The following is a 24062-nucleotide window of genomic DNA, read 5'->3' as shown; positions in this document are numbered from 1 at the left end:
GAGGACGCGGCTCCTGCGGACGGCCGGGCCGTGGCCTGGAGTTGACCAATACGGCGACAAGGCCCCCGGGTTCATGTGATATTTGGCACCTCCCACGCTGAGCGGTGTGCGGCCGCACACGGTGAACTGTGCCGTACCCGTGAGAAAAGGGGCCTCGTGAACCAGCCTGGCCGCGTCCGCCGCGCACGTCCGCACGACGGCGCGCTGGAAAACGCCGTAGTACGGGCCCAGGAGGGGGATGAGGCGGCCTTCGCCACCGTTTACCGCATGGTGCACCCCGGCGTGCTCGGCTATGCGCGCGGCCTGGTGGGCGACGACGCCGAGGACGTCGCCGCGGAGGCGTGGCTGGAGATCACCCGCGATCTGCGCCGGTTCCGCGGGGACGCCGGCGGCTTCCGGGGCTGGACGGCCACCATCGTCCGGCACCGCGCCCTGGACCATCTGCGCCGTCAGAAGGTGCGCCCCCGCTCCGCCTTCCTCGATCCGGCACTGCTCGAACTGCCCGGCGGGCAGAACACCCATGAGCAGGCCATCGAGTCCATCACCACCCGGCAGGCGCTGGACATGATCGCGGCGCTGCCGCAGGACCAGGCCGAGGCGGTGCTGCTGCGGGTGGTCGTGGGGCTGACCGGGCCGGCCGCGGCACGGGTGCTGGGCAAACGACCCGGCGCGGTCCGCTCGGCCGCGCACCGCGGACTCAAACGCCTGGCCCGGCAACTCGCCGAGCACGGCGTCCCGGACAGCGGACCCCATACGCTGGGGAAGTCGATATGAACACCTTCAAGCCGCCGGCCGGCGACCCCGAGGAGCAGCGGATCATCGAGTCGCTGCTGGGCGCGGTGCGGCGCCCGCAGGACATCGATCGAAGGGCCGAGGAACGGGCGCTGGCCGCCTTCCGCAAGGCCCGGCTCGACCCCGTGCAGCCGACCCGCACACGGCCGCAGGACGACTGGCGCCGGCTGCGCCGGCTGCGGCCGCGCGGTGCCTGGCGTGCGGTGGTCGCCGCCGTGGTGGCGAGCTGTGCGCTGGGCGGTGCGGCGTACGCCACGTTCGTCGGCCTTCCGGAGCACGGCGGGGGGCCTGGCCCCGCCCCGCGCTCCTCGGCCTCCGCGTCGGCCGGGCTCGGGCATCCGTCGCCGAGTCCCGCCGGATCCGCCCCCGGCTCGTCCGGCGTGCCCGGCGGGACACCGCCCGGCGCGTCCGGCGCGCAGGACCGGGCCCGCTGCCGCGTCCTTCCCGAGGACCCCGCCACGGCCCAGGAACGGGATCCCGGCAGCCCACGGCAGCCGGCCGGGGCTGCGGACGGCGGGCGTGACCTGCCTGCCTACTGCGCCGGGGTGCCGGCGGGCCGGGCCGACGCGGGCAAGGCGGAGGACGGCGGCACCGGCAAGGACGGCAGCACGGGCGGTAACGGCAAGGCAGCCGGGGCCGGCACGGGAAACAAGGGCAACAAAGGCAACAAGGGCAACAAAGAGAAGCAGCCGAAGCAGCAAGCCGAGGGGAAGGCCAAGGGCAAGGAGAACGGCAACGGCAACGGCAACGGCAACGGCGAAGTGAAGGGCAAGGAGGAGGGCGGGGGCGGCAAGGGGGCCGGAAGGGACGAGGCGGCACCGCAGGGCCCCGGCACGGCCGGCTCACCGCCCCCACGACCCGGACCGCCGCCCGGCGGCACTCCGGAGGCCGGCGCCGCGGGTGGGTCGCCCCCGCTCCGGGCCCCGCAGGCACCGCACGGGGCGCGGCCGGCCGAGCAGAGCAGCCGCGAGGCGGCGGCGTCCGGCGGGCGCGGCACCCGCGGCGGTGGCCTCGACCCCGGGGACACCGGCGGCGGGGCCCCGGCAGCGGGGGCACCGGCCACGGCGGGGGGCACCAACCGCCTGGACCGCGGCACCGTGCGCCCCGGAGACACCAGCGGCGGGAACGCCGGGCACGGGGGCCTGGTGACGGCAGTCTCGTACCGACGGCCCAGTGACCACGGCCCCGTGACCACGGCCCCGTGACTGTGGCGCGGGGCGCGGCTGACGGAGCCCTGGCACCCGGGGCGCACCACCCGGGTCAGGCCGACTTTCGGCCGCGGGGAGCCGACTTCTTCGCCGTCGCCCTCTCGGTGGTCGCCTTCTTCCCGCTCCCGGCGGTCGCCTTCTTCCCGGCCGCCCTCCCCTCCGCGGCCTTCTTCCCGGCCGCCCTCTTCTCGGCCGTCTTCTTCTCGGCGGGCTTCTTCTCGGCAGTCCTCTTCGCAGACGTCCTCTTCTCGGCGGACTTCTTCCGGGCCGTCTTCGCCCGGGCCTGCCCGCGGGCCGGCCGCTCCCTGGCGGCCCCTGCCGTGGTGCGCCCCGCCGCCGGCTCCTCGCCGCGGGACCGGGCGGCCCGCACCGAGCTCTCCAGCGCCGCCATCAGATCGATGACCTTGCCGCCGGGCTCCGCCTCGGGGCGCTCCAGCGGCCGGCCCGTCGTCTTGGCGGCGATGAGCTCTTCCAGCGCCGTGCGGTAGTCGTCGTGCAGCGAGTCGAGATCGACCTCGCCGAGCGTGTCCATGAGCGTGTCCGCGAGGTCCAGCTCCGCGTCGCGCACCGTGACCTCCGTCTCCGGTGCGGCCAGCTCGGGCGCCCTGATCTCGTCGGGCCACAGCAGGCCGTGCATGGCGATCACGTCCCCGAAGACCCGCAGCATGCCGAGCCGCTCCCGGCCGCGCAGGGCGTACTTGGCGACGGCCACCCGCCCGCTCCGCTTCAGCGCCTCCCTCAACAGCGTGTACGGCTTGACCGCCGACGACCCGTTCGCCTCCAGGTAGTAGGCGGTGCTCAACTGCAACGGGTCGATGCGGTCCGCGGGCACGAAGGCCACGATGCCGATGGTCTTCGCGGTGGGAACGGGCAGCGAGGCCAGGTCGTCCTCGGTGATCGGGACGATCGAGCCGTCCGGACTCCGGTAGCCCCGGCTCATCTCGTCCTGGGGCACCTCCCGGTCCTCCAGCTCGCACACCCTGCGGTAGCGGACCCTGCCGCCGTCCGCGATGTGGATCTGCCGGAAGGACACGGAGTGGCTCTCGGTGGCGTTCACCAGCTTGATGGGGATGCTGACCAGGCCGAAGGAGATCGCGCCGTTCCAGATGGATCGCATGCCGCACCTTTGCTGTGGGTCCCGGGCCCGGTGACCGCGGCGGCCGGGAAGTCCGACGAGGGCGGGGGACCGGGGGTCCGGGGAGGCCACGGGGTCGGGGAGATCGGGGACGCCGGGGAGGTCGCGCCGGGTTCCGCACCCTCGTGCCGCCCGGAACACAGAACCTTTTGGACGTATTATTTGATTTCATGGTATTTCAGGTGCGCCCAGGGATGCTCGTCGGATGACGCCGATCACCGAGGTGGAGGGGCGGCGCATCGCGCTGTCCAACCTGGAGAAGGTGCTCTATCCCCGCAGCGGCTTCACCAAGGGCGAGGCGCTGCACTACTACGCCACGGTGTCCGGCCCGCTGCTGGCCCAGCTCCGGAACCGCCCCGTGTCGTTCCTGCGCTTCCCGGACGGCCCCGAGGGGCAGCGCTTCTTCACCAAGAACCTGCCTCCCGGCACACCCGAGTGGGTGAGGACCGCCGAGGTCCCGCACACGGACGGGCCCACCCGCCAGGTGCTGGTGCAGGACCTGGCCACCCTGATGTGGGCGGCGAACCTGGTCCCCGAGTTCCACACGCCCCAGTGGCGGGCCGACGCCCCCGGCACCGCCGACCGGTTGGTGGTCGACCTGGATCCGGGGGCACCCGCCACCGTCGTCGAGTGCTGCGAGGTGGCCCTGTGGCTGCGCGACCGGATGGAGCGGGACGGTCTGGAGGCGTTCGCGAAGACCTCCGGCTCCAAGGGCCTGCACCTGCTCGTCCCGCTGGAACCGGTCGCCTCGAAGCGGGTCACCGCCTACACACGGGTCCTGGCGGTGGAGGCCGGCCGTGCGCTGCCGGGCCTCGCCACCCATCTGATGAAGCGCAGCCTGCGGCCCGGCAAGGTCTTCGTCGACTTCAGCCAGAACGCGGCCGCCAAGACCACCGCCACGCCCTACACCCTGCGGGCCGCAGCGGAGCCCACCGTGTCCGCGCCGCTGACCTGGGACGAGGTGGCCGGGTGCCGGGATCCGGCGGAGCTGGTGGTGACGGCCGCACAGCTACCGGCCCGGCTCGACGCGCTCGGGGACCTGCTGGCCCCGCTGCTGGATCCCGGCCGCGCCCGTCCGCTGCCCTGAGCGGCCGGCCGCCGGAGCGCGCGCCGACGGGTCACAGCCGCAGCCAGGTGTGCCGGTCGCGGGCCGTCGCGTAGAGGGACTCCACGTCCGCGGGCTTCAGGACGACACCGTGGCGGCCGAGCGTCGGCAGGTCGCCGTCGCGCACCACGCGTACGTCCGGGGCGGGAGCGGTCACCTGGACGGACTGCGGTTCGACCAGGACCAGGACGGGCCGCACCTCGACCGCCAGGACGTGGGTCGCGCGGTCGGCACACGCCCGGATCCGGTCCAGCAGCGTCGCCTGCCTGCCGCGGCCGGTGTCCACCGCGGGTGCCGCGATGCGCACCCGGCGGCGGTGGGCGGGCAGGGTGTGCAGCGCGAAGAGGCCGCCGGGGCCGATGAGCAGGTGGTGGATGCGGTCGCCGCCGGGCAGCAGGACGGAGTGCAGGCTCTGGTAGCCCGCGCCCTCCATCCGCTCCAGCACCTCGCCCACCGCCTCCTCCGCGGCCAGCGCACGGCGGCGCGGGTCGGGACGCAGCCGCCGGGCCGGTGCGGGTTCGCGGTCGAGCGCGATCCTCAAGGCCTCACCCGGACGGTTCGGCGCGAGGTCGTCGTCGGGGTGCAGGGCGAGCCGGGCCAGTTCCGAGGCGGTGGGCACGGGTGGCGGGCCGACCGTCACCGCGCCGCTCAGGTACGGGCGAAGGACCTGGAGCACCTCCTCCGTGAGGTCCTGCCGCAGGATGTTGACGCGGGCCGCGTCACGGTCGAACCAGGCGACGTCGGCCCCGTCGGGCAGACAGACGTAGACCCGCTCGCGGCCCTGCCGCCGGGACGGCACGACCCGCAGTCCGCTCATGCCGCACCACCCGGAACCGCCGCCCCGCGAACCGCCGCCCCGCGAACGGCCGCCCCGTGAACCGCCGTACCCGGGGCCGTCCCGCGCCACCGCCAAGACCGCACCGCTCGCCTCCTCGCAAGACCGCCGCCACACCCGCACCGTAACCCGCGCACGCCCACCTCTCAGCCGCACAGCCGCACCGCCCGGCCACCCGCCGGTCCCCGCGACCATGGGACCAAGGGCGGCACCGCAGGGGCAACAACGCCCGTGCGCACCGGATCGTGCCCCGTACGGCGGCACCCGCGCGCCCGGCGCGGTCCGCGCCTGGCCGGCTCGGGCCCGGCCCGCCCCGCCCGGAGCGCCGGCCCGCGCCCCCGATGGCCCAGCGCGACCTGCGGCCCCGACGGACACGACCCTACGGTGAGTCGAGGCAGTCACCCACTGTGCCCGTTCCTCCGAGGAGGTCTCATGTTCCTGCGGTCCCCCGCCACCCGGTTCGCCACGGCCGCGGCCACCGGCGCCGTCGTCGCCCTGGCCGCCGCCGGCCCCGCCGCCGCGACGGCCGGCGCCCCGGAGTCCGGTGCGGAGCGGACGTACCAGGGTCGGGTCACGGCCCGTACCGGGCTGCTGCTGCGCGACGCGCCCAACCGCGGCGGCACGGTCGTGGGCAGCGAGCCGTACAACGCGATCGTCACCATCTACTGCAGGACGCGCGGCGAGAACGTGGACGGGAACGACCGCTGGTACCTCCTGGCGGACGGCACCTGGGCCTGGGGCGCGGCACGGTACATCGCCAACATCGGCGACCCGCCGCCGTGGTGCTGACGCCTGACGCCCCGTCCGGCCCCACCGCCCACACCCCGTCCCGGCCCCGTCCCGCCCCGCCCGGCCCCGTCGACCACGGCGCCCCTCCCGAGAGCGGGAGGGCCTGTGGAGGGGGACGGGGCCGGGCACCCCGCACCGACCGGCCCGCCACCCGGCCCCTGCCCTTGCGCGGCACGCACACCGCGCCCCCGCCGGTGCGCACACCGCGCCCCCGCCGGTACGGACACCGCATGCCTGCGGGCACGCACACCGCGGGCTGCCGGCTCGCCCAGGTCGCCCTCCCGGCCGCCGGCCCCGGGCCCGCCGCTGCCGTAGGACCTCGTGGCGGCACTCGGCCGTGCACGAGGTGGCCGACGCCTGCGCCGGCCCCGCCCTGCGGCTCCGGCTGACACCGCCACCCGCCGCACCGCACCCGGTACGCCGTCCCGTCATGGGCCGGACGACCGGTGCCCCGGTCCGCGGTGACGCCTTCACGTACACCGGGCCGCACCGCGCACCGCCCGCACCGCCGGCGCAGGCGGTGCGGGCACCCGGCGCTCCACGGACGGCGGAAGCGGTGACCACCCCCTGATGGGTGCGGCCCGTGCACCGTCCCACGGTCGCCGGGGCCGGGCAGCACCTCGTCCACCCGTGCGCCCACGGTCCCGCCGAGCACGCCCCCACCCCCCGTGCGGCCTCCCCGCCCGGCCCGGCACCGTCCCGCTCCGGCGGCACCCCCGGCGGCAACCGGAGCCCAGGGGATTGACGCCCCCGGGCCGGAGCGATCTCATGGGGGGTGTGACCGGCGGTAACACCCTCACCGGGTGATGCCGGCAGCCGGACGACGAAGTGGGGAAGACGATGGCGGTCATGACGGACGGTGTGGTGCTGCGGGATGCGCTCGGGTTGCTGAGGGACCGGGAGGAGGTGGCCGAGCGGTTGCTCGCGGCGTCCGCGAAGCACTCCTTCGACCCCGACGCCGAGATCGACTGGGACGCCCCGCCGGTGCCGGACAAGTGGTACTGGCCGCCGGAGCTGGTGTCGCTGTACGACACCCCGCTGTGGCGCAGGATGCCCGAGGAGCAGCAGATGGACCTGGCCCGGCACGAGGCGGCCTCGCTCGCCTCGCTCGGCATCTGGTTCGAGATCATCCTGATGCAGCTCCTGGTCCGGCACATCTACGACATGTCCGTGACCAGCGCCCACGTGCGCTACGCCCTGACCGAGATCGGCGACGAGACCCGGCACTCGAAGATGTTCGCCCGGATGATCCGCAAGAGCGGCACACCGACGTACCCGGTGGCGCGGCTGCACCACAACCTGGCCCGGGTGATGAAGACGGTCTCGACGACCCCGGGCTCCTTCGCGGGCACCCTGCTGGGCGAGGAGATCCTCGACTGGATGCAGCGGCTCACGTTCCCCGACGAGCGGGTCCAGCCGCTGGTGCGCGACGTGACCCGGATCCATGTCGTCGAGGAGGCCCGCCACGTGCGCTACGCGCGCGAGGAGCTGCGCCGCCAGATGGTGACCGCTCCGGAGTGGGAGCGCAGGCTGACCAGGCTGAGTTCCGGCCAGGCCGCCCGCGTCTTCTCCCTGGCCTTCGTCAACCCGCAGGTCTACACGGACGTGGGCCTCGACCGGCACGAGGCGGTCGCCCAGGTGCGGGCCAGCGGCCACCGGCGCGACGTCATGCAGACCGGGGCCAGGCGCCTGACGGACTTCCTTGACGATGTCGGCGTGCTGCGGGGCGTGGGCCGCCGGCTGTGGCGGTCGTCGGGGCTGCTCGCCTGACCGGGCGGCCCGGCGGGCGACACTGGTGCCGTGAAGAGCGAAGACACCCCCTTCGTCGGCGGCCCGCTGGACGGCCGCGTGCTGCCGGTGCTGCTCGGCCCCACCGGGCACCCCCCGAAGACCTACCGCGTCCCGGTGCCCGACGCCGGCGGCGGCCCGCCGGCCGTCCTCGTCTACCGGCGGGTGTCCGCGGCCCGCAGCAGGCGCCTCGGACTGCACCTCGGCTGGCGCTACGAGTACGACGCCGAGGCCACCCGGACGGGCGACAGCGGCCCGAAGTGGCCCTGGTCCAAGCCGCGCCGCAGCACCTGAGCCGCGCCCCCGGCGGGAGCCGCGAGGGGCCCGGCAGGCCGGCGGCCGGGCACGAGGGACGAGCGGGCCCGCCGGGACGGCCGGCCCCGGGCACGCCGCGCCCGGCCGTGCCGTCCCCACCGCCCCTCCCCTGCCCGCCATACGCGCGCCTGAGCCCCCTGGACGAGTGAGATCCTTGGGCCGAACCGCCCAGCACAGGTGAGCGCCCTGCCCGCGCCCCGGGACATGTACGAGCGGTGCGGACGGATCTGCCGTCCGCCGCTGCGGAGGTGACCCAGATGACGGGCAGGCTCGTGCGGGGGTTCTGTACGGCCGCGGTCGCGGCCGGCACGTTCGTCGCGGCCGGAACGGCATCCGCGCTGCCCGCGCGGGCGCCGATCGCCCCGGGCCCGGCGGCCGGCAGCCAGGAATCCACCGGAGTCACGGAGCGCCGCCCCTCTCCCCCGGCAGGCGCGCCCGGCGCCCGCGGCCAGTCCGTGGACGCCCTGCTGACGGACCTTCAGCGGCTGTACCGCCAGGCCGAGCGGGCCACCGACTCCTACCACGCGGTCCAGCGCGTGCTGGACCGGCAGCGCGCCACGGTCAGGGGCCTGGACAGGCGTCTCGCCAACGCCAGGCGCGCCCTGCACGAGAGCCGGGTGGCCGCCGGGCGGCTGGCCCGGTTGCAGTACCAGGGCAGCTCCGACATCTCCCCGTACGTACGGCTGCTGCTCGCCCGCGACCCGCAGCACGCTTTGGACCAGGGCCATATGCTCGAACGGATGTCGGCCGCCCGCGCCTCGGCGGTGCGCCGGATCGCGGGCCACGAGCGGCGCAACCGTGCACTCGCGGCCACCGCGCGCCACGCCCTGGACGCGCAGGAGCAACTGGCCAAGCGTCAGAAGCGCGACCGGGACCGGATCCAGGCCCGGCTCAGGGCGGTGGAGCGGCTGCTCGCCTCGCTGGGCGGCGGCCATCCCTCCGAAGCCCGCCGCACCGGCCGGCCCGGCCGCTCGGGCGGCCCGCAGGCACTGCTCGACACGGCACTGCACGGCAGCCGGCTGCCCTCGCGCGGCGGCAGCGTGGCGGTCCGGTACGCGATGGAGCAGGTCGGCAAGCCGTACGTGTGGGGCGCCGCGGGGCCCGACGCGTTCGACTGCTCGGGGCTCACCTCGCGCGCGTGGGCGCGCGCCGGGCGGACCATTCCGCGCACCAGCCAGCAGCAGTGGTCGGGGCTGCCCCGGGTGCCGATGGCCGAACTGCGGCCCGGGGACCTGGTCGTCTACTACCCCACCGCCACGCACGTGGCGCTCTACCTGGGCAACAGCATGGTGGTGCAGGCGCCGCGGCCCGGCGAGCGCGTCAAGGTGTCACCGGTCGACGTGAACCCGGTCCTCGGGGCCGTACGCCCGGACCCCCAGGCACCACCGCTCGGCACATGAGGGCGGAGCCGCCCTCCCGCCGCTAGCCCGCCACCTCCGCCAGGTACGCCGCCGCCTTCCGCGGCTCGTAGAAGAAGTGCTCGAAGTCCGCGGGGTTGTCGAAGCCGTTGGCGATCCGGTCGGCGACCGCGGGCGCCCCGCCCGCCGCGCCGATCAGGTTCAGCACGTGCTCGGGAGGCGGTGCCAGCATGGCGTTGGTCCACTTGGTGACGTGCCGTGCGATGTCCCAGTAGCGGTCGAAGGTCTGCTGCATCCAGACCTCGTCGAAGGGGCCCGTGCCGCGGGCCAGGATCGCCTCCAGGTAGGACGCGGCGCACTTGGCCGCGGAGTTGGAACCCTGTCCGGTGATCGGGTCGTTGGCCACCACCACGTCGGCCACGCCGAGCACCACTCCTCCGCCGGGCAGCCGGCCGACCGGGTGGCGGACCGTGGGGGCGTAGCGGCCGGAGAGTGCGCCGCCCGCGTCGGTCAGCTCGACCTTGGTGGCACGCGCGTACTCCCAGGGCGTGAACCTCTCCATCAGACCCAGGGTGAGTGCCAGGTGCTCCGAAGGGTCCCTGACACCCTGGAAGGCGTCGATCGGTCCGCCCGGGACGCCCTCCCAGAAGAGGATGTCGGCCCGCCCCGAGGTGGTCAGCGTCGGCATCACGAACAGCTCGCCCACACCGGGCACCAGGTTGCAGCGCACCGCCTCCGTCCCGGGGTGCTCGGGACGCGGTCCGAGGCCGTGCACGTAGCAGACGGCCAGGGCGCGCTGCGGCTCGGCGTACGGCGAGCGCGCGGCGTCCCGCCCGAACATGGCCACCAGTTCGCCCTTGCCCGCGGCGACCATGACCAGGTCGTAGGCGCGCGCGAAGTAGTCCAGGTCGGAGACGGCGGCACCGTGGATGATGAGCTGCCCGCCGCGCTCCGCGAAGGTCTCCATCCAGCCGGCCATCTTCACCCGCTGGTCCACGGACTGCGCGTACCCGTCGAGCCGGCCCAGCCAGTCGACGACCCGCGGCGGGCCGCCCTGCGGGTCCTCGGGCCCCGCGACCGAGACGCCGAGTCCCTCGATCCTGGGGGCCGCCTGCTCCCAGAAGCCCAACTGGAGGTCGCGTTCGTGCTGCAACGCCGTGTGGAACATGACCTGCGTCGACATCACCCGTCCGGTGCGGATCTCGTCCGCGGTGCGGTTGGACATCAGGGTGACGTCGTATCCGTGCGCCTGGAGTCCGAGGGCGAGCTGGAGCCCGGACTGCCCGGCTCCCACGATGAGTACCTTCCGCATTGCGGGTCCTCTCCTCTTACCTGCTGCTCGGGGCTGCGGCTTCTGTGGGGCCGGCCGGTGGCGGCGGTGCGGCTAGGCGGGGGTGACGTCCAGTGCGTGGCCGACGAGGGCCAGCAGGGTGTCGATCACCGGGATGCGCAGCCGGGCGTCCATGACGAGCACGGGGATGTGCGGCGGCACGGTCAGGGCCTCGCGCACGTCCTCCGCCGCGTACTTCTCCGTGCCCTCGAAGTGGTTCACGGCGACCACGTACGGCAGGCCGCACCCGTCGAAGTAGTCCAGCACGGGGAAGCAGTCGGGCAGCCTGCGGGTGTCGGCGAGGACGACGGCGCCGATCGCACCCCTGATCAGGTCGTCCCACATGAACCAGAAGCGCTGCTGGCCCGGGGTGCCGAAGAGGTACAGCACCAGGTCGTCGTCGAGGGTGATCCGGCCGAAGTCCATGGCGACCGTCGTCGTCATCTTGCCCGGCGTCGCGGCGAGGTCGTCGGTCTCCGCGCTGGCCTCGGTCATCAGCGCCTCGGTGAGCAGCGGCTCGATCTCCGAGACGCTGGTGACCAGCGTCGTCTTGCCGACCCCGAATCCGCCCGCCACGACGATCTTGGTGGCGACGGGCGCACGGCTGCGGTCGAGCTGCCAGGGCCGCAGCTCCTCCTCCGGCTCATGGACGGCAGCGGGGCCGCCCGCGCCCCAGAAGCCGCCGGTGCCCCTGGCGCCCGGGCCGGGGGGCAGTTCACTGTCCTCAGAGACGGCGGAGTCCACTCAGCACCCTTTCCAGCAGTGCGCGGTCCGGCTGTCCCGGGCCGTGACCGGTTCCGTACACGCGGATCCTTCCCTGGTCCGCGAGGTCGCTCAGCAGCACGCGGACCACGCCGAGCGGCATCCTCAGCAGCGCGGCGATCTCGGCCACCGTGCGCATCTGGCGGCACAGTTCGACGATGGCCCGCATCTCGGGCATGACCCGCGTCGCGGTGCCCTGGGTCAGCTCAAGGCGCTCCTCCGGCGCCTCGATGGCGGCCACGAAGGTCTCGACGAGCAGCACGTGCCCGAAGCGGGTGCGGCCACCGGTCAGGGAGTAGGGGCGCACGCGCGCGGGCTTGGCGTCGGCGTCGCGCCGGGGCAGCTTGGGCTGGCTCACTGGACGCTTCCCATCGGCTCGCCCGCCGTCCGCCCGGCACCGGCCGCGCCGCGTACGGACAGCCGGGGTCTGTCCTGAGGGGTGCGCACCTGCTCCTCGTGCTCCATCGACTGCCTCAGCTCGCTGCGGAGTTCGGGGGTCAGGACGTGTCCGGCGCGGCCTACGAAGAACGCCATGTGGTAGGCGACGATGCTCATGTCGCTCTCCGGAGTGGCGTGCACCCCGAGCAGCGAACCGTCGCCGATCGACATCACGAACAGGTTGCCGTCGCGCATGCTGACCACGGTCTGCTTGACCTTGCCGCCGTCCATCAGCCGGGCGGCTCCCATGGTGAGGCTGCCGAGTCCGGAGACGATGGCCGCCAGATCCGCGGAGGAGCCCCTGGGGCCTTCTCCGGGGCCGCCGCCGGAGGCACCGTCGAACGCGCCCTCGTCACCGTTCTCGCCGTTTCTCGCCGGGTCGGAGGAGAGCAGCAGCAGACCGTCGGAGGAGACCACGGCCACCGAGAGCAGGCCGGGCACCTCCTCCACGAGGTTCGCCAGCAGCCAGTGCAGATTGCGTGCCTCGGTGCTCAGTCCATAGGTGCTGGGCGCAGTCAACTGCTTGCCTCCTCGACCGTGTCCCCCTTGACTTCCGCGGGTGGTTGGGCCGCGCGTGCTGCTGTGCGGTGTCCGGCGCCGTGGGCGGTGGCCCGCCCCTGGGCCCCCGGCCCTTCCGGACGGTCGGATATCTCCGCCTCGGCGTCCCGCAGCCCGTTCCTGGCACCCTGCTGGAAGCCGCCGAGTCTGCGCCGCAGTTCCTTGGCGTCGACCGCGCCGGTGCGCGGCGCGGGCACCCCGCGCACGGCGGAGACCCGCGGTGTGCGCTTCGGCAGGCCCTTGTCAGTCACCCGCTCCCTGGTGTCGGCGGCGGGGGCCGCCTCACCGGCGGCGCCCACCGGGCCGGTGCCGTCGGCGTCGCGCGCGCGTTCGTGGCTGTCGGGGCTGATGGCGTACTGGTCGGGGGCGGGCTGCGGCGCGTGGTCCGCGGCGGGTCCGCGGTCGGCGGCCTGCCGCGGAGCCGTGCGCAGTGACGCCTCCGCGGCCGCGATCAGCGGGTCGGCTCCGGCGGCGGCTCCCGCTCCCCTGCCGGGCAGGACGTTGGAGTTGGCCTCCGCCGCGGCGCCGGGCAGCCGGACGCCGGTCGCGGCGCCCACCACCCGTACCTCGCGCGGCGGTGCGATCGCACCGGGGGCGGCCTGGGCGAGCACCGGCTCGGGCAGCACGACGACCGCCGCCACCCCGCCGTGCTTCTGCTCCCGCAACTGCACCCGCACGCCGTGCCGGGCGGCGAGCCGCGCCACCACGTACAGCCCGAGACCGGGGCCGGCTTCGTCGGCCCCGTCGGGACCGGTGGCGGCACCGAACGCCTCGGCGGGGCCCGGCTCCTCGCCGTCCGCGGCGCACGCCAGCCGGGTGTTGACCTCTTCGAGCCGCTCCGGCGACATGCCGATGCCCTCGTCCACGACGGAGAGCATCACGTCACCGCTCTCCAGCAGCCAGCCCGACACCTCGACGGTGGCGTTCGGCGGCGAGAAGGACGCCGCGTTCTCCAGCAGCTCGGCGAGCAGATGGCTGAGGTCGTCGGCGGCGAAGCCGACCACGTGCGCGCGCGGCGGCAGCGAGATGATCCTGACCCGCTCGTAGCGCTCTATCTCGCTGACCGCGGCGCGCACCACGTCGACCAGCGGTACGGGTCCCGGGTGCTGGTGCCCGTGGTCGGCGCCGGCGAGCACCAGCAGGTTCTCGCTGTGCCGCCGCATCACGGTGGCGAAGTGGTCGAGCTTGAAGAGGGTGGCGAGCCGGTCGGGGTCGTGCTCCTGCTCCTCCAGCTTCTCGATGACGGCGAGCTGCCGCTCGACCAGCCCGAGGGTGCGCAGCGCGAGGTGGACGAACGTGCCCCGGCCGGCGTCCTCGACCTGGCCGAGCCCGGCCGCGGCGGCGTCCAGCGCGCTGCGCAGCCCGTCCCGCTCGGTGGCGGCGTCCGCCTGCCGCCCACTCGCGTCCGGCGCCTGGGGTGCGTCCGGTGCGGGGGCCGCACCGGCCTGTCCGCGCAGCCGCGCGTGCAGTTGGAGCGCATGCGCGTGCAGGGCGTTGACGGACCGTACGACCTGGGCGAACTCGTCGTTGCGGCCGGTGAAGCGGATCGGCTCCTCGGCGGCGGGGTCGGCGGCGAGCCGGGCCGAGCCGCGGCGCAGGACGGAGAGCGGCCGGGTCAGGCTGCGGGCCATCGCCGTGCTGACGCCGACGGCGGCCAGCAGGCAGGCACCGGCCAGGGCGGTCAGGACCTCCAGCGCGGTGACGTCGTCGTCGCGGAGCTGGGCAAGCTCCTTGGCGCGCGTGGTGTTCAGCGACGCCTCGGCGCCGCGCATCATGTCGATGCGCGAGGTCAGCGTGGCCTCCAGCTTTCCGCGATCGGTGGCGCGGTCGCCGGTGGACAGCGTCGGCCGGTCGGTGAGCCGGTCGAGGTCGTGCTCGGCCGCGGTGACGTCGGGGCCGGTGACGGTGGAGTCGTACGAGGTGCGGTAGGCGGCGGGCGCGCCGTCGCGGAAGTCGGCCAGCGCGGACTGCTCGCGCAGCCGGGCCTGCTGAGCGGCGGCGCTCAGCTCGTCACGGTGCTCGCTGTCCGCGGACGACTCGGTGGAGACGGTTGCGGGCAGGCCGGTCACCGGGTCGATGACGGTGGTGGTGGCGGTGCCGCCGGGCACGGCGAGCGCGGCGAGCAGCAGGCCGCGGGTGGCCTCCGCCTGCTCGACGGCGCGGTCGAGGTCGGCGAGCGCGTGGGCGCCCGAGCCCGCCCGGGGCGGTGTGCGGTCCGCCAGGTCCTCGGCGAGCCGGTGGAGTTCGAGGATGACGGCGGCGTAGGACTCGTGCGCGTGCAGGGCACTGCCCTTGCCGTTCAGCACCGAGTCGCGGACGGCGGCGATGTGGTCGAGGTCGTGCCGCAGCCCGGTGGGGGCGTCGGCGCGCAGTTCGGCTATCTGCCGGTCCACGGGCGCGCGGTCGGCCGCGGACAGCCCCTTGCCCTCGGGCCGGCCGGCGGCGACGTAGGCGGTGGCCTCGTCGCGTTCGTCGGCCAGCGCGTGGGCCAGGCTGAGCGCCTGCTGGGTCCGCTCGGCGTCCGTCACCAGCGCCTGCGAGTCGCCCACCCGGCCGGACGCGGCGATCAGCGCGGGCGCGCTCGCGCCCGCGGTCGCGGCGGCCACCACGGCGACGGCCACGACGAGCCGGCTGCGCACCCGCGCACGCCTGCCCTTGCGGGCGGAACCCCCCGGCTCCCCGGTGCCTGCCGCGGGCGGCGCGGCGGAGTCCTGTGCCGCCGGGGCGGTGGCGGAGGGGGCGCCGGGCGCCGCGGGGCGCCCGGCGGGGGGCGGGGTGGCGGCGGGGCCGGTGGGACGGCGCGACGCAGCGCCGGAGGCGGGAGCGGGCACCGCTCCGGGCGCCGGGGGGGCCGCGGCGTCCTGAACGGCCTCGGCGGCCTCGGCGGTGGGGGTCGGGGTCCGGACGGCGGTGTCGCGGCCTGCCGCGGCCTTGTGCGCCGCGCCCTGGGCCCGCACCGCCTGGCGCGCGCCGCGCACGGCGGGGCTCGGGGCCTGTGCCGCGGCATCCGCGCCCTGGGGGCGTGCCGCCGGGTTCCCGGACGCCGGGCTCGCGGTCACCTGGTCCGCCGGGCCGGCACCGGCCGGTACGGCCGCGGAAGCCCCGTAGGGCACGTGGTCGCCCTGCGGCCGGGGAATGACCGCACCGCCGACCGCCGCGCCGGAGGCCATCTGCGCGCCAAGCCCACCGGAACCACCGGAGGCGGTCGCGCCGGGGTGGCCGCCGGCCCTGCCGGGCGCACTCCCGCCGCGCGGCTCTCCGGCCGCGCCCGAGGCGACCGCTCGGGAGGGGGCGCCGGGGCCCGCGGGGGCTTCGAGGGCGCCCGCGCGCCGCGCGCCGTGGACGCCCGCGCCCTCCATGGCGTCCGTGCCCCTGCCGGCTGTCCCGGAGGGGTTGCTCGGTGCCGGGCCGCTCAGGGTCTCGTCCGAGACCGTCTGCTGCATGCCCTCGCGCCGCGGCCGCTTCTTCTGCACCGGTGCTCGCAATCTTGATCCGTCTGCCCATGGACCCGGGTGACGATCCGTCAACACGAGCGTCTGCGGGGTCGGCTCCCGACCATCCCAGTGCCCGTGAGAAGTGGACGCGCATCGCCCCACCCGCCACTCAAAGGAGTGAACATCGACGAGGGGTCGGCGGCAAGTTCCGGCGCCATGGCCAACGGATGCCCGCCGCGGGCCGGTTGGACGTCGACCACGGCCTTTGGCAGGATGCCCCGCCACGCCTCGCCGCCCTTGATCAATCCATCCCAAATCCGGCGACTGACCTGCAGGTACAGACCGATTGTGGCATCCCGTGCCGCGCGCGTCCGAGCGCTCGTGGACCTCTCGTGCAGACTGGCCGAATGCGCATCGAACTCGGCACCGCCCCGGGAGACCCCGCACGCCCCAACGAGGACTACGCAGCGGCGGCACTTCCGGCTTCCGGACGGGGCGGAGCCCTCGTACTGCTGGACGGCGTCACCCCGCCGCAGGGCGATGACGGTTGTCTGCATTCCGTCGCCTGGTTCACCGCCCGGCTCGGCGGCGCGCTGGGAGAACTGTCCGTTTCACGACGGGATATGGCCTTGCGCGAGGTGCTCTCCGAGGCAATCCGACGCACCGCCGACACCCACCGTGCGACCTGTGACCTTTCTCACCCGCGCACTCCCCAGGCAACCGTCGTCCTGGTCCGCTGGGACGACGAGCGGGTAGAGCACCTCGTGCTGTCCGACTCGGTGCTGCTCGTCGCGGAGGCGGACGGCCGGGTGGTCCCGGTGCTCGACGACCGGCTGGCCCGTCTGCCGCGCGCTTCACTCGCCATGGAGGCCCTCACCGACGCCACCCTCCGCAACAAGGAGGGCGGATTCTTCACGGCCGCGGCCGATCCGGAGGTCGCCGCCCGCGCGGTCGCGGGCACGGCCGCCCGTACGGAGGTGACGGCGGTGGCGGCGCTCACGGACGGCGCCGCCCGCTGGGTGGAGAAGTTCCGGGAGGGCGACTGGCCCGACTGCCTCGCCCTGCTCCGCAAGGAGGGGCCGCAGGCCCTCGTCGACCGGGTGCGCACCCTGGAGAGGGCGGACACGGACCGGGTCTTCCTCGGCCTCGGCAAGACGCACGACGACGCGGCGGCGATCTACGCGGAGCTGTGACCCGCTCCCGCCGGGGGTTCGCGGGCCGGCACGCTCGCGGCGGTCCGCACGGGCGGGCCCCGGCGCGCACGGCGCAGGTCCGCGTGGCGCGCACGGCGCAGGTCCCCGCGGCACGCCCGGAGCCGGGCCGCGGGCCGCGTATCAGTACTCTGCGCCCGCTACCTCGTTCAGTTGGTGCAGCAGCCTCGCGAGCTCCGCCACCTCGGTGCGGTTCCAGGCGGCGAGCTTGCGCACGTAGCGGGCGCGGCGGGCGTCGCGGACGGTGCGCAGCCGGTCGCTGCCCTCGTCCGTGAGGTGGATCAGCCAGGCGCGGCCGTCGGCCGGGTCGGGCTCGCGCGCGACGAAGCCGAGCGTCTCCAGGGCCCGCAACTGGCGGCTCATCGTGGCCTTGCCGACACCGATGTACCCGGCGAGGTCCGTGGCCCGCTGCCGGCCGCCCTCCTCCAGGCAGACCAGCAGCCCGTACGCCGCGGGTTCCAGGTCCGGGTGGACGTCGCGGGCCATCTCGCCCGACGAGGCCCTCGCGCGGCGGAGGAATACCGTCAACTCCCTCTCCAGGGCGAGGAATTCCTCGTCCGTTGCGCTTTCCCCGCTATCCCGCACACCGACTTCCGCCGGGCGCCCCTCGCCGTTTCCGTCCCTGCGCACGCCAGCACCCATTGCCCTGCATTCCGTGTTTCTCGTGTTCCGGATGTTCCCGATGCTGAAAGTTTCCACGGGATGCTGCCTCCGCCGCAGCTCGGCCAGTATTCCGCAGGAGTAGACCAACGGCAGCCACACAGCCCCCTTCCCCCACGGTGTCTACGTGCGTAGAGTCATCGATGGCAGGACACCGACAGCGAGGTCGACGTGTCCCGCTCCCCGCTCCCCGCTCCCCGCTCCCCGCTCCCCAGGATCCGCCGCGGTCCGCCGAACGACTGCCGGAAGAACTCCGGACGACCCCCCACCCCGGGGCTCTGCGCGGGTTTCCCCGCCCCATGAGCTCCCCCAGGCCCTCGGAGGCACGTGATGTCCGTGCGCAGGTCCACAGCGGCCCGCCGCTCGCGCGTCCCGGCGGCCGGAACCCTGCGCACGGCGCTCGCTCCGCTCTTCACCCTGCCCACCGCGGTGGGAGCCGCCGACCGCTCGGACGCGGCCGCCGGGCGCGGCACCGGGCACGACCGCTTCGACGGCGCGCTCGACCGCGTCCGGGCGCTCGCCGCCGGTTGACGCCCACCCGAAGACGCCCCGGTGGCCGGTCCTACGAGGAACCGGCCACCGGGCGCACCACGTCAGGTGCCTGTCGCGGCGGGCACTACGCCACGAGCGGGAGCTGTTCCGCGGTGTCGCTCGTCGCGGGCGACAGGGCCAGCTCCAGGACCTGGCGGACGTCCGTGACGGTGTGCACGTCGAGCTTCTGAAGGACCTCGGCGGGCACGTCGTCCAGGTCGGGCTCGTTCCGCTTCGGGATCACGACCGTGGTGATGCCGGCCCGGTGCGCGGCGAGCAGCTTCTGCTTCACCCCGCCGATGGGCAGCACCCGCCCGGTCAGCGACACCTCGCCGGTCATCGCCACGTCCGTACGGACCAGGCGCCCGCTCAGCAGCGACGCGAGGGCGGTCGTCATGGTGACGCCCGCGCTCGGGCCGTCCTTGGGCACCGCGCCCGCGGGGAAGTGGATGTGCACCCCGCGGTCCTTCAGGTCGCCGACGGGCAGTTCCAGCTCCGCGCCGTGCGAGCGCAGGAAGGAGAGCGCGATCTGCGCGGACTCCTTCATCACGTCGCCGAGCTGTCCCGTCAGGTTCAGCCCCGCGGCGCCGGTCTCCGGATCGGCGAGCGACGCCTCCACGTAGAGCACGTCGCCGCCCGCACCGGTGACCGCGAGCCCCGTGGCCACGCCCGGCACCGCGGTGCGGCGCTCGGCCGGGTCCTGGGCGGACTCGGGCACGTGGTGGGGCCTGCCGATCAGGCCGCGCAGATCGGTGTCCGCGACGGTCAGCGGCAGCTCGCCCTCGCCCAGCTCCTGCCGGGCCGCGACCTTGCGCAGCAGCCGGCCTATGGCGCGTTCCAGGTTGCGGACGCCGGCCTCACGCGTGTACTCGCCGGCGAGCTTGCGCAGCGCGCCCTCCTCCAGCACCACCTCGTGCGGCTCCAGGCCCGCCCGCTCCAGTTGGCGCGGGAGCAGGTGGTCACGGGCGATGACGACCTTCTCGTCCTCGGTGTAGCCGTCGAGCGTGACCAGCTCCATACGGTCGAGCAGCGCCTCGGGGATGGCCTCCAGGACGTTGGCCGTGGCCAGGAAGACGACGTCGCTGAGGTCCAGCTCGACCTCCAGGTAGTGGTCCCTGAAGGTGTGGTTCTGCGCCGGGTCGAGGACCTCCAGGAGGGCCGCCGCGGGGTCGCCGCGGAAGTCGGAGCCGACCTTGTCGACCTCGTCGAGGAGGACGACCGGGTTCATCGAGCCGGCCTCCTTGATCGCGCGGACGATACGGCCGGGCAGCGCGCCCACGTAGGTGCGCCGGTGGCCGCGGATCTCCGCCTCGTCCCGGACGCCGCCGAGCGCGACGCGCACGAACTTGCGGCCCATGGCGTGCGCCACGGACTCGCCGAGCGACGTCTTGCCGACGCCGGGCGGGCCGACCAGCGCCAGCACCGCGCCGCCGCGCCGCCCGCCGACCACGCCGAGGCCCCGGTCGGCGCGCCGCTTGCGGACCGCCAGGTACTCGGTGATGCGCTCCTTCACGTCCTTCAGGCCGGCGTGCTCGGCGTCGAGCACGGCCTGGGCGCCCTGGATGTCGTACGCGTCCTCGGTGCGCTCGTTCCACGGGAGTTCGAGCACGGTGTCGAGCCAGGTGCGGATCCAGGAACCCTCCGGGCTCTGGTCGCTGGACCGCTCCAGCTTCTCGACCTCCTTGAGCGCGGCCTCGCGGACCTTCTCCGGCAGGTCGGCGGCCTCCACACGGGTGCGGTAGTCGTCGGACTCGTCCTCGGCGCCGTCGCCGTTCAGCTCGCGCAGCTCCTTGCGGACGGCCTCCAGTTGCCGTCGCAGCAGGAACTCGCGCTGCTGCTTGTCGACGCCTTCCTGGACGTCCTTGGCGATGGACTCGGCCACGTCCTGCTCGGCGAGGTGCTCGCGCAGTTGCTCGGTGGCGAACTTCAGCCGCGCCACCGGGTCACCCGTCTCCAGCAGTTGCACCTTCTGCTGCACGGACAGGAACGGTGAATAACCGGAGTTGTCGGCGAGCTGGGACACGTCGTCGATCTGCTGGACGCGGTCCACGATCTGCCAGGCGCCGCGCTTGCGCAGCCAGGCGGTGGCGAGGGCCTTGTACTCCTTGATCATTTCGGTGACGGCGCCGGGCAGCGGGTCCGGGACCACCTCGTCGATGAGGGTGCCCTCCACCCACAGGGCGGCACCGGGGCCGGTCGTGCCCGCGCCGATCTTCACACGGGACCGGCCGCGGATGAGCGCGCCGGGGTCGCCGTCGGCCAGCCGGCCGACCTGCTCGACGGTGCCGAGCACACCGGTGCCCGCGTAGGCACCGTCGACCCGCGGCACCAGCAGCACCTTCGGCTTTCCGGGCTCCGCCCGCGCGGCGGCCTGTGCGGCCTCCACGGCGGCGCGCACCTCGTTGTCGTTGAGGTCCAGCGGGACCACCATCCCGGGCAGCACGACCTCGTCGTCGAGCGGCAGCACGGGCAGGGCCAGCAGTGTGGCAGCGCCGGTGGACTCAGCAGCCATGATCTCCCCTTCGGCAGTCAAGTTGAGCTATGTGGGCTCAATGCAGGTGAGCCCCCGATTGTTCCCAGCCCCTGGGGGCGTTCGCTGTGAGCGATCACTCGCGTCCCGTGCGTACCGATATGAGGGATTCCGGAGGTTCCGGAGGGGATGCGACCTGGGGCCGCCCCTGCGCCAGAGTGATAAGTAATTCGTTACTTACTTACCGGACTCCCCACCTCGGAGGCGGCACCTTGCCGAAGACTCTGTTGATCACCGGCAGCTCGCGCGGTCTCGGCCGCGCCCTGGCAGAAGCCGCACTGGCGGCCGGCCACCGGGTGCTCGCCACCGCGCGCACCCCCGACGCGCTGCGCGACCTCACCGAGCGGTACCCCGGCACAGCCCGCGCGGCAGCGCTGGACGTGACGGACCCGGACGCCGCCGAGGCCGCCGTCAAGACGGCAGTCCGGGCCTTCGGCCGCCTCGACGCGGTGCTGAACAACGCCGGCTACTCCCAGGTGGGCGCCATCGAGGACACCTCCCTGGAGGACTTCAGGGCACAGCTTGAGACCAATCTTTGGGGCGCGGTCCACGTGTCCAAGGCGGCCCTGCCCGTGCTGCGCGCCCAGCGCGGCGGCCATCTGGTGCAGATCTCCTCGCTCAGCGGCCGCCTCGCGCCGGTGGCCGGGCTCGGTGCCTACGTCACGGCCAAGTTCGCCCTGGAGGGCTTCTCCGAGGCACTCGCCCTGGAGGCCGGGGGGTTCGGTGTGAAGGTGACGATCGTGGAGCCGGGTTCGATCGCCACCACGCTCTCGTCCGGGATGGTGCGGACACCCCCCAGCGCCCCGTACACCGAGGTCGTCGCGCCCCTCATGAACCGATACGCGGATCCTGCGGCCGGGCACGGCACCTCGCCGCGGCGCGCGGCCGAGGTCCTGCTGAAGCTGCTCGACCTGCCGGAGCCGCCGCTGTGGCTGCCGCTGGGCGGCGACGCGCTCGACCACGTCCGCGCGGCCGAGCGGCGCAAGCTCGCCGAGCTCGACCGGTGGGCCGGGCTCAGCCGTGAGCCGGACGAGAAGGCCGCCGGCGAGGTGGCCCGATGACCCCCGGGAGCGGCGCGCGGGCGGAGGACACGTCGGCGGGGCACCAGCGGGACGCGGCGGGACGGCAGCGGACGGCCGGGGCTGACCGGCAGCCGGGGGCCGGGGCGGGGCAGCGGGTGGAGGCCGCGGGACGGCAGCGGGACGCGGGAGCGACCCGGCGGCGGATCCTGGACGCCGCGACCGCCGAGTTCTCCGCACACGGCCTCGCGGGCGGCCGCACGGCACGCATCGCCGCCGCCGCGGGCGCCAACCAGCGCATGATCTACGCCTACTACGGCAGCAAGGAGGGCCTCTTCGACGCCGTCCTCGACGCCCACCTCCGGCTGGTCCAGGAACGGGTGCCCTTCGACGCGGCCGATCTGCCGGGCTACGCGGGACGGGTCTTCGACTTCTACCGCGCCCACCCGCCGCTGAGCCGGCTGCAGATGTGGCAGGCGCTGGAGCGCAGGGCCACGGCCCGCGCGCTGCCCCCGGTGGCGGCCGCGCTGCGCGACCACGTCGACGCGATCCGGCAGGGCCAGGACGCCGGGCTGATCAGCGGCCTGCTGCCCGCGGAGCGGCTGCTGGAGCACATCCTGACCCTGGCCCACGGCCATGTGATGGACGCCGGGGACACCGGGCGCTGGACCGACGGGCAGCGGGCCGCCCTGACGGTCACCGTCGCCACGCTCACCGGCCAGGCGCGTGAGGCGGCGCCCGGCGACCGGCAGCACGGGGACCGGGAGGAGCACGACGGGCACGAGGAGCACGAGGAGCGAGGGGAGCCGTCTCCCGGGCACCCGAGGCCATCGCCCGCGCCCCCAGGACCGTCCCCCGAACCGCAGGAGGCGTTTCCCGAACCGCCGGGACCCTCCCCCGGGCCAGGGGGTGCAACGCCCGGGCCGCACCCGCTGCCGCCGGCCGGGCCGGCTGCCACCGGCTGAACCCTCGACCACCGCACGCGCCGCGGACCACCGGCCGAGCGCCCGCACGGGGCACTCGGAACCGCGGGGGGCCGCCCGCGCCCCCAGCGTCCTCAGGGGCGCACGGCGTCCTGCGGGGCCGCCCGCGCGTACGTGACCCGCCCCGCAGCCCCGTGCGCACCCGCCGCTTCGCCGTCCGCACGACACTCCCGCGCGCACCCGGTGGACCCTGCGGACCCGCCCGCCACGGGGCCCGCGGCTCAGGTGCCACGCGGCGCGCAGGCCCCGGCACCCGGGGCGGCCCGCCCGGCAGCCTTGGCCGGGGCGCGTTCCCCGGCCCGGAGGCGGCCGGCACCGGAAAACCCTTTGCATACGGGGCGCGCATGCATTTCCGTACCACAGGTGACGGAAACCGACGGCCTCCTCGCGGCCTATGACGAGCAGATGCGCGGCGTCCCGCCGACCCTACCGGCGGGTGTGCACATCGAGACCGACGGGCCCCTGACACGGGTCGTCGGGCAGTACCGGGGCTTCGTCGGCTGCCCGCCCGACCCCGGCGTACGGGGCACGGACCTGGACCGGCTGATCGCACGGCAGCGGGACTTCTTCGCGGCGCGCGGCGAGGCCGTGGAGTGGAAGACCCGGGGCCACGACCGCCCCGCCGACCTCACCGACCGGCTGCGCGCGGCGGGCTTCACGCCCGAGGACCGGGAGACCGTGCTCATCGGCCGCGTCGCCGAGATGGCCGGGGAGCCGGTGCTGCCGGACGGCGTCACGCTGCGGCAGGTCACCGCCGACGCCGACATGCACCGCATCGGGGCCATGGAGAGCGCCGTCTGGGACCAGGACATGAGCTGGCTCGGCAAGGACCTGATCGGACGGGTCGCGGCCGCGCCGGACGAGATCGCCGTGCTGGTCGCCGAGTCCGGCGGCACGGTCGTCTCGGCGGCCTGGCTCGTCTTCCGGGCGGGCACCGAGTTCGCCTGCCTGTGGGGCGGTTCGACGCTCTCCGCGTGGCGCGGCCGCGGCATCTACCGCGCCCTGGTGGCCGCCCGCGCCCGGCTCGCCGCCGACCGGCAGGTGCGCTACCTCCAGGTCGACGCCTCCGACGACAGCGCTCCCATCCTGCGGCGTCTGGGCTTCCACGCCGTGACCACCACCACGCCGTACGTGTGGTCACCGCCCGGGCGCTGAACGCGCCCCGGGCGGCCGGCCCGCCGCCCGGCACACCGGCCCCGCGCACCCGGCGCTGCACTCAGGAGCGTGCGCGGCAGGAGCGCCTCGGGACCGCTTCCCCCGGGGCGGCTGGCCCGCGGCCGC

General features: G+C 75.0%; 21 protein-coding genes. 12 read left to right on the top strand and 9 right to left on the bottom strand.

From position 1 onward, the window contains the following. Nucleotides 1-156 precede the first annotated feature (156 nt). Nucleotides 157-774, top strand: a complete 618-nt coding sequence (locus IE313_RS19705) for an RNA polymerase sigma factor (protein ID WP_229924776.1) — start codon at nucleotides 157-159, stop codon at nucleotides 772-774. Further along, on the top strand, nucleotides 771-1997 hold the full coding sequence (locus IE313_RS19700) for a hypothetical protein (RefSeq protein ID WP_189933970.1): 1227 nt from the start codon (nucleotides 771-773) through the stop codon (nucleotides 1995-1997). The genes IE313_RS19705 and IE313_RS19700 overlap by 4 nt, the downstream gene beginning before the upstream one ends. Before the next feature lie 55 nt (nucleotides 1998-2052). Here IE313_RS19700 and ku read toward each other — a convergent pair whose 3' ends face one another. Further along, the gene (gene ku, locus IE313_RS19695) at nucleotides 2053-3117 is read right to left on the bottom strand and encodes a non-homologous end joining protein Ku (protein ID WP_189933968.1); all 1065 of its coding nucleotides are present in this window, start codon (nucleotides 3115-3117) and stop codon (nucleotides 2053-2055) included. Between the two features lie 223 nt (nucleotides 3118-3340). On the opposite strand from ku, the gene ligD reads away from it, so the two are divergent. Next, nucleotides 3341-4222, top strand: coding sequence for a non-homologous end-joining DNA ligase (gene ligD / locus IE313_RS19690; protein WP_189933966.1), 882 nt, complete (start codon nucleotides 3341-3343; stop codon nucleotides 4220-4222). 31 nt (nucleotides 4223-4253) lie between these two features. On the opposite strand, the gene IE313_RS19685 is transcribed toward ligD, so the two are convergent. After that, nucleotides 4254-5057 carry a nuclease-related domain-containing protein gene (locus IE313_RS19685; RefSeq protein ID WP_189933964.1) on the bottom strand — a complete coding sequence of 268 codons (804 nt, stop codon included), beginning with the start codon at nucleotides 5055-5057 and terminating at the stop codon, nucleotides 4254-4256. Between the two features lie 450 nt (nucleotides 5058-5507). On the opposite strand from IE313_RS19685, the gene IE313_RS19680 reads away from it, so the two are divergent. The 4 genes from IE313_RS19680 (at nucleotide 5508) to IE313_RS19665 (ending at nucleotide 9367) form a co-directional block, all read left to right on the top strand. Continuing rightward, nucleotides 5508-5864 (top strand): SH3 domain-containing protein, encoded by a 357-nt coding sequence (locus tag IE313_RS19680; protein ID WP_189933962.1) that lies wholly within the window; start codon nucleotides 5508-5510, stop codon nucleotides 5862-5864. 849 nt (nucleotides 5865-6713) lie between these two features. Next, the gene (locus IE313_RS19675; protein ID WP_229924775.1) at nucleotides 6714-7634 is read left to right on the top strand and encodes an AurF N-oxygenase family protein; all 921 of its coding nucleotides are present in this window, start codon (nucleotides 6714-6716) and stop codon (nucleotides 7632-7634) included. A 30-nt stretch (nucleotides 7635-7664) separates the two neighbouring features. Beyond that, on the top strand, nucleotides 7665-7946 hold the full coding sequence (locus IE313_RS19670; protein WP_189933958.1) for a DUF8847 domain-containing protein: 282 nt from the start codon (nucleotides 7665-7667) through the stop codon (nucleotides 7944-7946). 278 nt (nucleotides 7947-8224) lie between these two features. Next, nucleotides 8225-9367, top strand: coding sequence for a C40 family peptidase (locus IE313_RS19665; protein ID WP_189933957.1), 1143 nt, complete (start codon nucleotides 8225-8227; stop codon nucleotides 9365-9367). Between the two features lie 22 nt (nucleotides 9368-9389). On the opposite strand, the gene IE313_RS19660 is transcribed toward IE313_RS19665, so the two are convergent. The 5 genes from IE313_RS19660 to IE313_RS19640 form a co-directional block, all read right to left on the bottom strand. After that, nucleotides 9390-10637 carry a styrene monooxygenase/indole monooxygenase family protein gene (locus tag IE313_RS19660; protein WP_189933956.1) on the bottom strand — a complete coding sequence of 416 codons (1248 nt, stop codon included), beginning with the start codon at nucleotides 10635-10637 and terminating at the stop codon, nucleotides 9390-9392. A gap of 72 nt (nucleotides 10638-10709) precedes the next feature. Continuing rightward, complete coding sequence (locus IE313_RS19655) at nucleotides 10710-11399, bottom strand: GTP-binding protein (RefSeq protein WP_373317025.1); 690 nt, start codon at nucleotides 11397-11399, stop codon at nucleotides 10710-10712. Beyond that, a complete protein-coding gene (locus IE313_RS19650; protein ID WP_189933955.1) occupies nucleotides 11380-11775 on the bottom strand; it encodes a DUF742 domain-containing protein in 396 nt (131 codons plus the stop codon). Before IE313_RS19650 ends, IE313_RS19655 begins: the two co-directional genes overlap by 20 nt. Then, on the bottom strand, nucleotides 11772-12374 hold the full coding sequence (locus IE313_RS19645; RefSeq protein ID WP_189933954.1) for a roadblock/LC7 domain-containing protein: 603 nt from the start codon (nucleotides 12372-12374) through the stop codon (nucleotides 11772-11774). Before IE313_RS19645 ends, IE313_RS19650 begins: the two co-directional genes overlap by 4 nt. Then, nucleotides 12371-15052, bottom strand: a complete 2682-nt coding sequence (locus IE313_RS19640) for a sensor histidine kinase (protein WP_189934050.1) — start codon at nucleotides 15050-15052, stop codon at nucleotides 12371-12373. The genes IE313_RS19645 and IE313_RS19640 overlap by 4 nt, the downstream gene beginning before the upstream one ends. A gap of 1202 nt (nucleotides 15053-16254) precedes the next feature. On the opposite strand from IE313_RS19640, the gene IE313_RS19635 reads away from it, so the two are divergent. Beyond that, on the top strand, nucleotides 16255-17040 hold the full coding sequence (locus tag IE313_RS19635; RefSeq protein WP_189933953.1) for a protein phosphatase 2C domain-containing protein: 786 nt from the start codon (nucleotides 16255-16257) through the stop codon (nucleotides 17038-17040). 141 nt (nucleotides 17041-17181) lie between these two features. Here the strand turns inward: IE313_RS19635 and IE313_RS19630 are convergent, their stop codons facing one another. Then, nucleotides 17182-17700: a MarR family winged helix-turn-helix transcriptional regulator gene (locus IE313_RS19630; protein ID WP_189933952.1), complete on the bottom strand. Its 519-nt coding sequence runs from the start codon at nucleotides 17698-17700 to the stop codon at nucleotides 17182-17184. Nucleotides 17701-18048: 348 nt separating this feature from the next. Here IE313_RS19630 and IE313_RS19625 point away from each other — a divergent pair, with 348 nt between their 5' ends. Beyond that, on the top strand, nucleotides 18049-18249 hold the full coding sequence (locus tag IE313_RS19625) for a hypothetical protein (RefSeq protein WP_189933950.1): 201 nt from the start codon (nucleotides 18049-18051) through the stop codon (nucleotides 18247-18249). Nucleotides 18250-18334: 85 nt separating this feature from the next. Here IE313_RS19625 and lon read toward each other — a convergent pair whose 3' ends face one another. Continuing rightward, complete coding sequence (gene lon, locus IE313_RS19620) at nucleotides 18335-20761, bottom strand: endopeptidase La (protein WP_189933947.1); 2427 nt, start codon at nucleotides 20759-20761, stop codon at nucleotides 18335-18337. Nucleotides 20762-20991: 230 nt separating this feature from the next. Between lon and IE313_RS19615 the strand changes: the two genes are divergently transcribed. From IE313_RS19615 to IE313_RS19605, 3 genes are all read left to right on the top strand, one after another. Further along, the gene (locus IE313_RS19615; RefSeq protein ID WP_189933945.1) at nucleotides 20992-21840 is read left to right on the top strand and encodes an SDR family NAD(P)-dependent oxidoreductase; all 849 of its coding nucleotides are present in this window, start codon (nucleotides 20992-20994) and stop codon (nucleotides 21838-21840) included. Beyond that, nucleotides 21837-22763 carry a TetR family transcriptional regulator gene (locus IE313_RS19610; RefSeq protein WP_189933943.1) on the top strand — a complete coding sequence of 309 codons (927 nt, stop codon included), beginning with the start codon at nucleotides 21837-21839 and terminating at the stop codon, nucleotides 22761-22763. Before IE313_RS19615 ends, IE313_RS19610 begins: the two co-directional genes overlap by 4 nt. Nucleotides 22764-23144: 381 nt before the next feature. Continuing rightward, entirely contained in the window at nucleotides 23145-23936 is a 792-nt protein-coding gene (locus IE313_RS19605) for a GNAT family N-acetyltransferase (protein ID WP_189933941.1), read from the top strand. Nucleotides 23937-24062 lie beyond the last annotated feature (126 nt).

This window comes from Streptomyces sulfonofaciens (assembly GCF_014656295.1).
In the GTDB taxonomy this organism is placed as follows: Bacteria; Actinomycetota; Actinomycetes; order Streptomycetales; family Streptomycetaceae; genus Streptomyces; species Streptomyces sulfonofaciens.
Note: the sequence above shows the minus strand (reverse complement) of the source record. Positions and strands in the feature narration are given on the sequence as shown.

Excerpts from the sequence above, each read along its gene's own strand:
- IE313_RS19700 (WP_189933970.1), top strand. The coding sequence starts at position 771 with ATGAACACCTTCAAGCCGCCGGCCGGCGACCCCGAGGAGCAGCGGATC.
- ku (WP_189933968.1), bottom strand. The coding sequence starts at position 3,117 with ATGCGATCCATCTGGAACGGCGCGATCTCCTTCGGCCTGGTCAGCATC.
- ligD (WP_189933966.1), top strand. The coding sequence starts at position 3,341 with ATGACGCCGATCACCGAGGTGGAGGGGCGGCGCATCGCGCTGTCCAAC.
- IE313_RS19685 (WP_189933964.1), bottom strand. The coding sequence starts at position 5,057 with ATGAGCGGACTGCGGGTCGTGCCGTCCCGGCGGCAGGGCCGCGAGCGG.
- IE313_RS19680 (WP_189933962.1), top strand. The coding sequence starts at position 5,508 with ATGTTCCTGCGGTCCCCCGCCACCCGGTTCGCCACGGCCGCGGCCACC.
- IE313_RS19675 (WP_229924775.1), top strand. The coding sequence starts at position 6,714 with ATGACGGACGGTGTGGTGCTGCGGGATGCGCTCGGGTTGCTGAGGGAC.
- IE313_RS19665 (WP_189933957.1), top strand. The coding sequence starts at position 8,225 with ATGACGGGCAGGCTCGTGCGGGGGTTCTGTACGGCCGCGGTCGCGGCC.
- IE313_RS19660 (WP_189933956.1), bottom strand. The coding sequence starts at position 10,637 with ATGCGGAAGGTACTCATCGTGGGAGCCGGGCAGTCCGGGCTCCAGCTC.
- IE313_RS19635 (WP_189933953.1), top strand. The coding sequence starts at position 16,255 with ATGCGCATCGAACTCGGCACCGCCCCGGGAGACCCCGCACGCCCCAAC.
- IE313_RS19630 (WP_189933952.1), bottom strand. The coding sequence starts at position 17,700 with ATGGGTGCTGGCGTGCGCAGGGACGGAAACGGCGAGGGGCGCCCGGCG.
- IE313_RS19625 (WP_189933950.1), top strand. The coding sequence starts at position 18,049 with ATGTCCGTGCGCAGGTCCACAGCGGCCCGCCGCTCGCGCGTCCCGGCG.
- lon (WP_189933947.1), bottom strand. The coding sequence starts at position 20,761 with ATGGCTGCTGAGTCCACCGGCGCTGCCACACTGCTGGCCCTGCCCGTG.
- IE313_RS19610 (WP_189933943.1), top strand. The coding sequence starts at position 21,837 with ATGACCCCCGGGAGCGGCGCGCGGGCGGAGGACACGTCGGCGGGGCAC.